The following is a 7,818-nucleotide window of genomic DNA, read 5'->3' as shown; positions in this document are numbered from 1 at the left end:
AAGTGGCCCGACCGCTTACCGATGAGAGCGATTGCCGGGCCACAGGTGCAGGAACACCCGTTTACTCAAAGAGACGGACTGAAAATTCGTTCCACGGATGACAGCGTGGAACGTTTGCCGCACGAAATCTACAAATCGCTTACTGGGACTGCGGCAAGGAAACGGCCTATCATCCGAGCCTTACGCTGGCGAGCAATGTTGAAGTCTATCTGTGCGATTTGCAGTCGCCCTGGCAGCGCGGCTCCAACGAAAACACCAATCGTGTGCTGCGGCAGTATTTTCCTATAGGAACCGATCTGCGGCTGTCCAGCCAAGCCAAGCCGAGTGCCGTTGCACCGCAACTCGGCGAATGACCAAGGAAAACGCTCGAATACCAAACGCCCGCGAAGCGCCTTAAAGCTTGTGTTGCCTCCACCCGTTGAACTCACCGCCGAGTGCGATCATTCACGCTTTGCATAAGGTGCACCGCAGTCTCCATCCAGTTGGCGAAGGAAAGCCGCTGCTTGCTCGAGGGTGGCTTGCTGATCTGCTTTTGATTGCCGATCCCAAGTGCGGTAGGGCATGGCCAGCCGATAGTTTGCGCCCAGCTTATCACGATGACGGGCGAGGAAGTTCCAGTACAGGGCGTTGAACGGGCATGCATCTTCGCCAATCCGCTCTTTGACGTTGTAGCGGCAAGTACCGCAGTAGTCCGACATTCTGTTGATGTATGCGCCTGATGAAACATAAGGCTTTGATCCAAGCAGCCCGCCATCGCCAAACTGGCTCATGCCCAGCGTGTTGGGCAATTCCACCCACTCATAGGCGTCGAGATAGATTTCGAGATACCACAGATGCACTTGCTTGGGATCGGCGCCGATCAGCAGTGCCAAATTTCCCGTTACCATCAGCCGCTGAATATGATGCGCGTGCGCCGTCGCGAGCGTTTGCCCGATCGTTTCCGACAGACAATGCATCTGGGTGTCGCCAGTCCAGTACCAGTCCGGAAGCGCCCGGTCATGTTCCAGGAAATTGCGATCGACATAGCCGGGGCCTTCACGCCAATAGATGCCGCGCATGTACTCGCGCCATCCGATGATCTGGCGGATATAGCCTTCAACCGAATTGAGCGGGGCACGGCCCTTGCGATATTCGGCTTCAGCGCGGCGGCACAAGTCGAGCGGGTCGAGCAGTCCCGAGTTGATGTAAGGCGACAGGATCGAGTGCCACAAGAAGCGCTCGCCGGTCAGCATCGCGTCTTCATAGTCGCCGAATTACGGCAGTGCGTTTGCGAAAAAGCTGGCGGCCTGGCGTTCGGCGTCTGCGGCGGTCACAGCATAATTGAAACTGTCCAGATCGCCCGGATGATCGGAAAACCGGTCTTCAACCATTGCGATGACATCGCGCGTGATCGCGTCAGGCGTAAAGCCAAGCGGACGCGGCATGAGCAGGTCGGCCTGCGCGGGCTTGCGATTGTCCTTGTCGAAATTCCAGCGCCCGCCAGCCGGTTTGCCATCGTCCATCAACAGCCCGGTCTTCCTGCGCATTTCGCGATAGAAGAACTCCATCGTCAGTTCGCGCCGGTCGCTTGCCCATGTATCGAATTCGCCGTGCGAGCACACAAATCGCGTGTCCTTACGGATCTCGACCGGCACGCCGAACAGCGTTTCCCAGCTATCCAGCATGGCGGTGACGCGCCATTCTCCCGCCTCGGTGACGAGGATCCGTTCAGTGTCATGCCGCTGGATCGCCCGAGCGACCTCGCCTGTAAAACTGCCGCTGTTTTCAGGATCATTCAGCCGCAGATAGTCCACGCGCCATCCTGCTTCCTCTAGAGCCTGGGCATGATGGCGCATCGCTGAGAGAATGTAGGCCAGCTTGGTCTTGTGATGGCGAACGTAGGTCGTCTCATCGGCGACTTCCATCATCAGCACGACGGCATCGCCGGGGTTAGCCCCGCGCAGCGACGACAGACCGAGCGACAACTGGTCACCCAACACGGGAATGAGCGTGGTCATGGCCGCTCCGTCTCCCCTACCCCGCGGCAGCGATCCGAGCAGAACTTGACCTTGTCCCAGTCACGCACGCGCCCATTTTTTTCGCCACGCGAACGGCCGCTGGCAGGAAGGGCATATCTTGGTCGGCAAAGTCAGCTTGTGGTGCGCCATGTCGTCTCAACGCACCAGATGCAGGTTGGAGGCAAATTAAGACTGACCAGCTCGTCGTTCCGGTCATTCTCGGGGTGCCATTTGAGATATCAGACTGGGGGCAGGCAGGCATCGGAAGTCAGCGGCATCGGACGAGGTGATGCCGCTGGCGACCTTTTCAGGGGATTAGCCGATCGGCGCGCAGACGCTCGAACAGGGCGAAGAACGCATCGTCGGTGGGCTGATAGGCGGTGAAGCCCAAACGCCGGCTCCTGGTCATATCGGCCACGACCTCGATCGGCCGGCCCAGATCGGCGTCTGTATGCCATGGCGAGGCCAAGCGCGCGAGATCGGGCTCTGTGAGGCCCTCGCGAGCAGCAATCTCACGCCACAACCCTGCATCATCCGCCATCTGCTGCTCCAACGGCCAAACTTTGCCGTCGAACGGTGCAGCCTCGATGCCGAACCAGTCGGCGATGCGGCTCCACATCCACTGCCAGCGGAAGATGTCGCCGTTAACGACGTTGAACGCCTGATCCTGCGCCGCATTCGTCTCTGCCGCCCATAGCAAGTGGCGCGCGAGTTGCGTGGCATCGGTCATGTCCGTGAGCCCTGACCATTGCGCAGCAGAGCCCGGGAAAGCGAAGAGCCGTCCGGTCTCACGGCATAGCGTCGCGTAAACGGCTAGCGTCGTGCCCATGTTCATCGCGTTGCCGACAGCCAGCCCGATTACAGTGTGCGGGCGATGGACGCTCCAGGTAAAGCCGTCGCGCGCAGCTGCCGCGAACACCTCGTCTTCCTGGGCGTAGTAGAAATTTTCGACGTCGAGGCGGCCCTGTTCCTCGCGAAACGGAGTCTGTGGCAGAACACCTTTGCCATAAGCCTCGAACGGCCCGAGGTAATGCTTCAGCCCTGTAACCAGCGCGACGTGACGGGAACCGCCGGGTTTGGGCAAACCATTCAGCAGATTACGCACCATCGCTGAATTGACGCGGATATTCTCCGCCTCGCTGTCCTGCCGCAGCCACGTGGTGATGAACACCGCGTCCGGGTCGATGCCGTGCAGTGCCTGCGCGGTGGCGAGCGGATCCTGCAGATCGACGGCAATCGGATGTGCCCCGGATTGAGCATTGGGCCGCCGCGCCAGGCCATGGACGGTCCAACCCTGTTCGGTCAGAAGCCGCGCTGTTGCACTGCCGACTATGCCGCTCGCGCCTACCACCAATGCCGTCTTCGCCATGTGTATCTCCTTGTTGCGTGGGACCTAGGCATTGGCGCCTCCATCTTCTAGACGGCACCATCCACTGACCCAGGCACCAAAAGGTAACCACATGCAGCCCGGAACGCCGGACGATGAATGGCGGGAGGATTGCGCACCCCGCCGCGTGCTGGAGCTTTTCGCAACGAAGTGGACCAGCATGGTCCTTCACACTCTCCACGCCCGTCACGGCGGAACTGCGCGCACCGGCGTGCTTCTGCGCAGCCTGCCTGGGATCTCCAAGAAGATGCTGACCCAGACGGTGAGGGACATGGAGGCCAGCGGCCTGCTGGCCCGGCATGTGCAGAGCGCGATACCGCCGATGGTGGAATATAGCCTCACCGATCTTGGCCGCAGGTTCGTCGAGCCGGTCGAACTTCTGTATGGGTGGGGCCGCGACAATACCGATGCTCTGGATCAACTCGTCCCGCGCCCGAGTTCACGCCGATCCTGAAAAATGTGGCCGCCGTTGCAACGCTCGGGTGTTTGATAATCTCGATGACTGCTTGCATCCGGCGCGGCTTGCAGCTTTCACGGAAAAGCTCCTCGACCGATATCGTCAGGCCCTGCGCTCCCCAATGACGCTCGACCTGTGCGCCAGGGCGCTCTATTTGCGAGGCCATGCTGCATGTCGTCCATCATCCCGGTTACGCGGTCGAGACCGAGCGCACGGGCACTTTTCCGCATGACAAATATGCGCTGGTCATGCGGTTGCTGGGCGAAAGCGGCGTACCGATGACGGTCCATGCGCCCGAAGTCATGCCGCGAGAATGGCTCGAAGCTGTCCACGACCCGGTCTATGTCGCGCAAGTCATTGGTTGCGCGGTGCCGACGGCCAAGCAGCGCCGGATCGGTTTCGCGATCGACGAGCGGATTTCCCGGCGATCGCAGCTTTCGCCCGGGGGAACGTGGCTGGCGGCGAAGCTGGCGCTAAAGCACGGATATGCGGCAAATTCCGCTGGCGGCAGCCATCACGCCCTCGCCGATACCGGGGCGGGCTATTGCGTCTTCAACGACTTGGCGCTTGCCGCCAACAGACTGATCGAAGAGGGGGACGTATCGCGCATCCTGATCCTTGATCTCGATGTGCACCAGGGCGATGGCACTGCGGCGCTGACCGCAGGGCGCAGCGACATCTTCACGCTGTCCATTCATGCCGAGAAGAATTTCCCCACCCGCAAGGCGCGTTCTTCACTGGATGTCGGACTACCCGACGCAACGGGCGATGCCGGCTATCTGGAAGCTCTGGCCGGATCGCTGCCCATGGTCCTCGATCGGTTCGTGCCGGACCTGATCTTGCTGCAGGCAGGCGTCGATGCCCATGCGGACGACAAGCTTGGCCGGCTGTCCCTGACCGACGAAGGCCTCGCGAGCCGCGACCGCTATGTGGCGACAGAGGCGAAGCGGCGCGGCATTCCCTTGGCAAGCACCCTGGGCGGTGGGTACGGCGCGGACCGCGAAGCCGTGGCCTTGCGACACGCGCGAACGATCCTCACCCTTTCCGCCACCATCGCGGCGAGAGACGTCGACTGATTGCGCGGGTTTACCGGGCCGCCTTCCTCTCGGCATCGAGCCGCTCGGCCAGCTTTTCGATCTCGTCGGGATTGAGAACCCAAGTGCGCGTTCTGCGGCCTTCGCGGAACACGGGCTGCGTCAGAAGGATGCGCGCCTGCTCCTTGGCAAAAGGCTTGAAGAGCGCGAAGTGCATAACGCATTCGAGCATCAATCCGATTACCGGCGTCTTGCCATCCAGATCGATAAGCGTTGCCGGCTGGTCCCAGGGGATGTTCATCATGGAGCGCGCCTATCGCGGATTATCAAGAATACAAAGGTTCAGTACCTTCGCCCGCACTACCGCAGCATGCCCCGACCTCCTGACGTCAGTCCCGTAGGCCGATTGCTTTGTACCATCCGCAGCGCGATGGGCGTAAAGATCAACAAGGCAGGGCTACACTTCCGGAACGGGACAGGCCGCAGCTTGGGATAAGCAACTGGCACCTGAACGTCCCGTATGGATCGGTCCACATGGCTAGCAAGACGCCGTTAAGAAGTCGGGAACGGCGGGGATTGGTAGATAAGCGGCGGGACGTGCGCACCGGGCGTTCCGATCACTAGATGCTCATAAATTGCCGCAGCGATCGTACTGCGGCCCAATGTCTCAGTGGCCAATTGTAGAAGCAGGAGTGAAGCAAGGCCCAGCCACCACGCGGGATGCACCTTCCCGTAGCGCCGCTTGTCCCGCACGATGCCCGCCACCGGAAATGCGATCATGCCAATGAAGACTGCCGTCAGCATCGAATACATCAGCAACGGGGCGGGCAGCAGCCTTCCAAATGAAGGGCCCATGATAGCTGCCATGCCGCATATGATCAGGCGTGGATGCCACTCGCGATCGCGCCGCTTTACCACGCCACCGATCAAAAGAGACGCGAACAGCATCACGCTGAGCGGGTTCATCAATAAAAACTGCGCCGGCAGGAAGAAGAAGGGTACGGCCGCCTTTTGAACGCTCAATACCGTTGACAGGGTCCCGACGACCACCATGGCCACAGCCCAGCCAACGGCCAGCCACCCCAATTTGCGATGAAGCCTGATCGATCCGGTTGCGGCGAGGGACACCTGCGAGACAAACAGCAGAACCCAACCCATGAATAAAATTGCGTGGAGATGCACAGAAAAGGGAGCGCGAAAGGACGATATGCCCATTGCAGCAAAGAACGAAAACGCGCTGACATTAATGAGCGCCATGACGATGGCCGTGATTGCAAAGAAGCGCGTCTCCGCCGCGAAGAACTGCCGATTTGCAATCGCTGTACCCATTGCGCCCCGCCCCCGCAGCTTGCCCCTCACTCACGGCCCCATATTACGACATTCCTTCCCATGCGTCGAGCAGTTGCCGCGGCTTGCTGAGCGGCAGCCAGGACGCTCCGAGCGTCAAGAGCGTGTCACCCCGCCCACGCTTGGCCACCGGCAGCGCAGCTAGGTCTTCCCCCGTCATCGTGTCGTACCCTGCATCAGGAGACTTGCCCTCGCCTGCCGCTGATGCCCTGGAGAAGCGCGCCATCGAGTCAGCGATAAAGAAGTCAGCGTGGAGCGGGGAATGAGGTCAGCGAAAGGCCGTACGGCTACATTCATCGCGCGCGAGCCTCGTTCCATGCCCTTGCGCTGAAGCGACAATACCAAACTCGGAACCGATTTGTTTCCTCGGCATTTTGCGGTTCGGAAAATGCCACATACTCCACGCCATCAAACAGTGATACGACACCACAAAGACGGCTTATGACCACGGAACATGCCTCTACTCGATCGACCCAGATCGTCACCGCCGCCGGCGCGGAGAATGAGCCGAGCAATGCGGACCAACAGGCTCAATGGGCGACCCGCGTGATGCAGGCGTACCGAGCGTCGCTTATGAATGTTCACCGGCAACTTGCTCCCTTGCGCAGCTGACGATTGGGCTTGGCGCACCAAGTGGCAGCCCTCCCATAATGCTCGCATCTCGAAGAGTCTTGTCGGGTCCGCGATGACGGGGTTGTCGCTCGGCGGAGGGAGGTTCCGGAACGGCTAAATCATTCCGGGTTGCATTCATTCAAAGCCCGCGTGCAACCGTTGCCGGTTCGCCGAGTTGACCGCAGCACAAAGAGCAATGTGAGGTGAGGTAAATGGCTGATCCCAATCCGTCGCACACGACCACCGTAGTCGAGACTCGCCGCAGTTCCGGAGCGAGTGTTGTCATCGCAATCGCCGTGCTTCTCGCCGTGATTGCAGGCGTTTTCTTCGTAAGCCAACTCACTGGCAGCGAGACTGCGAAGAACAACGCGATCACGAACGCCGCCGACAGCGTGAGCAATGCCGCGGACAAAGCCGGCGACGCCGCTGAAGGCGCAAACAAGTGACACTGCGGGCGATCCGGCGGGCCGTGGCAAGGAACGATCGGTGGCGGCCTGTGTTTTTCGCCACCACTACAATCTCGATGTCGCGCAGCGGTGTTGAGCGTCACTAATTTTGTGCTAGTTGCCGCCGCCACTGTTGTGTGGGGCGATTCGATGTGTGGGTCTCTTCCACCGAGGCACACGGCGGCGTAGCCGGCGGGTTCAATTCCCGCCCACCGCCCTTCCCTTTCGCGGGACGATGTGAGAGGATTTCTCACATCGCTCTCCAGCCATGACGCCGTCTCGCTTCGGATCGGCCTTCATGGCGGACGTCGCGCAAAGAACCATAGCAGACGAGCCAGCCTCGGGATCGAGCCATTCCGAGCGCGATCATCATTGGAATCTTCCGCAGGGCGCTGAGCGAGGTTCTCCGGCGCTGGTTTCAGAACCGCGAAGAAGCCTTCGGGCGGGTCGAGGGCTGTCAAGCGTGAGCGGACTTCCCTGATGCGCATCGTCACCTGGTCGCAGAAGAACGGGCAGTCTGGCAGATGTTCGGGCCGTT

At 60.6% G+C, this 7,818-nt stretch carries 6 protein-coding genes and 4 pseudogenes; 4 read left to right on the top strand and 6 right to left on the bottom strand.

The genetic code is table 11. The features are described 5' to 3' along the window. Positions 1-111: 111 nt before the first annotated feature. A pseudogene (locus LH128_RS34460) lies at positions 112-422 on the top strand (IS30 family transposase); the annotation flags it as partial. 18 nt (positions 423-440) lie between these two features. Here the strand turns inward: LH128_RS34460 and LH128_RS10090 are convergent. The 3 genes and pseudogenes from LH128_RS10090 to LH128_RS10085 all read right to left on the bottom strand — a co-directional run bounded on the left by LH128_RS10090 (position 441) and on the right by LH128_RS10085 (position 3,366). Further along, positions 441-1,997, bottom strand: a pseudogene (locus LH128_RS10090) (cryptochrome/photolyase family protein). After that, positions 1,994-2,147: pseudogene (locus tag LH128_RS32090) on the bottom strand (DUF2256 domain-containing protein). The pseudogenes LH128_RS10090 and LH128_RS32090 overlap by 4 nt, the downstream one beginning before the upstream one ends. Positions 2,148-2,304: 157 nt before the next feature. Continuing rightward, complete coding sequence (locus LH128_RS10085; protein ID WP_008829519.1) at positions 2,305-3,366, bottom strand: SDR family oxidoreductase; 1,062 nt, start codon at positions 3,364-3,366, stop codon at positions 2,305-2,307. Between the two features lie 91 nt (positions 3,367-3,457). Here LH128_RS10085 and LH128_RS10080 point away from each other — a divergent pair, with 91 nt between their 5' ends. After that, complete coding sequence (locus LH128_RS10080) at positions 3,458-3,838, top strand: winged helix-turn-helix transcriptional regulator (RefSeq protein ID WP_008829518.1); 381 nt, start codon at positions 3,458-3,460, stop codon at positions 3,836-3,838. A 167-nt stretch (positions 3,839-4,005) separates the two neighbouring features. Further along, positions 4,006-4,917 (top strand): histone deacetylase family protein, encoded by a 912-nt coding sequence (locus tag LH128_RS10075; RefSeq protein WP_008829517.1) that lies wholly within the window; start codon positions 4,006-4,008, stop codon positions 4,915-4,917. A gap of 10 nt (positions 4,918-4,927) precedes the next feature. Here LH128_RS10075 and LH128_RS10070 read toward each other — a convergent pair whose 3' ends face one another. Both LH128_RS10070 and LH128_RS10065 read right to left on the bottom strand, forming a co-directional pair. Continuing rightward, a complete protein-coding gene (locus LH128_RS10070) occupies positions 4,928-5,179 on the bottom strand; it encodes a hypothetical protein (protein ID WP_008829516.1) in 252 nt (83 codons plus the stop codon). Between the two features lie 248 nt (positions 5,180-5,427). After that, positions 5,428-6,204 carry a hypothetical protein gene (locus tag LH128_RS10065; protein WP_037518867.1) on the bottom strand — a complete coding sequence of 259 codons (777 nt, stop codon included), beginning with the start codon at positions 6,202-6,204 and terminating at the stop codon, positions 5,428-5,430. An 842-nt stretch (positions 6,205-7,046) separates the two neighbouring features. Here LH128_RS10065 and LH128_RS10055 point away from each other — a divergent pair. Then, a complete protein-coding gene (locus LH128_RS10055; protein ID WP_008829514.1) occupies positions 7,047-7,280 on the top strand; it encodes a hypothetical protein in 234 nt (77 codons plus the stop codon). A gap of 320 nt (positions 7,281-7,600) precedes the next feature. On the opposite strand, the pseudogene LH128_RS34455 reads toward LH128_RS10055, so the two are convergent. Further along, positions 7,601-7,818 (bottom strand): annotated as a pseudogene (locus tag LH128_RS34455) (hypothetical protein); the annotation flags it as partial.

The sequence above is a fragment of the Sphingomonas sp. LH128 genome, from assembly GCF_000293195.2.
GTDB classification, from domain to species: Bacteria; Pseudomonadota; Alphaproteobacteria; order Sphingomonadales; family Sphingomonadaceae; genus Novosphingobium; species Novosphingobium resinovorum_A.
The sequence above is the reverse complement of the archived record's forward strand: the minus strand, read 5'-3'. Positions and strand labels throughout refer to the sequence as shown.

Excerpts from the sequence above, each read along its gene's own strand:
- LH128_RS10065 (WP_037518867.1), bottom strand. The coding sequence starts at position 6,204 with ATGGGTACAGCGATTGCAAATCGGCAGTTCTTCGCGGCGGAGACGCGC.
- LH128_RS10075 (WP_008829517.1), top strand. The coding sequence starts at position 4,006 with ATGCTGCATGTCGTCCATCATCCCGGTTACGCGGTCGAGACCGAGCGC.
- LH128_RS10055 (WP_008829514.1), top strand. The coding sequence starts at position 7,047 with ATGGCTGATCCCAATCCGTCGCACACGACCACCGTAGTCGAGACTCGC.
- LH128_RS10080 (WP_008829518.1), top strand. The coding sequence starts at position 3,458 with ATGCAGCCCGGAACGCCGGACGATGAATGGCGGGAGGATTGCGCACCC.
- LH128_RS10085 (WP_008829519.1), bottom strand. The coding sequence starts at position 3,366 with ATGGCGAAGACGGCATTGGTGGTAGGCGCGAGCGGCATAGTCGGCAGT.
- LH128_RS10070 (WP_008829516.1), bottom strand. The coding sequence starts at position 5,179 with ATGATGAACATCCCCTGGGACCAGCCGGCAACGCTTATCGATCTGGAT.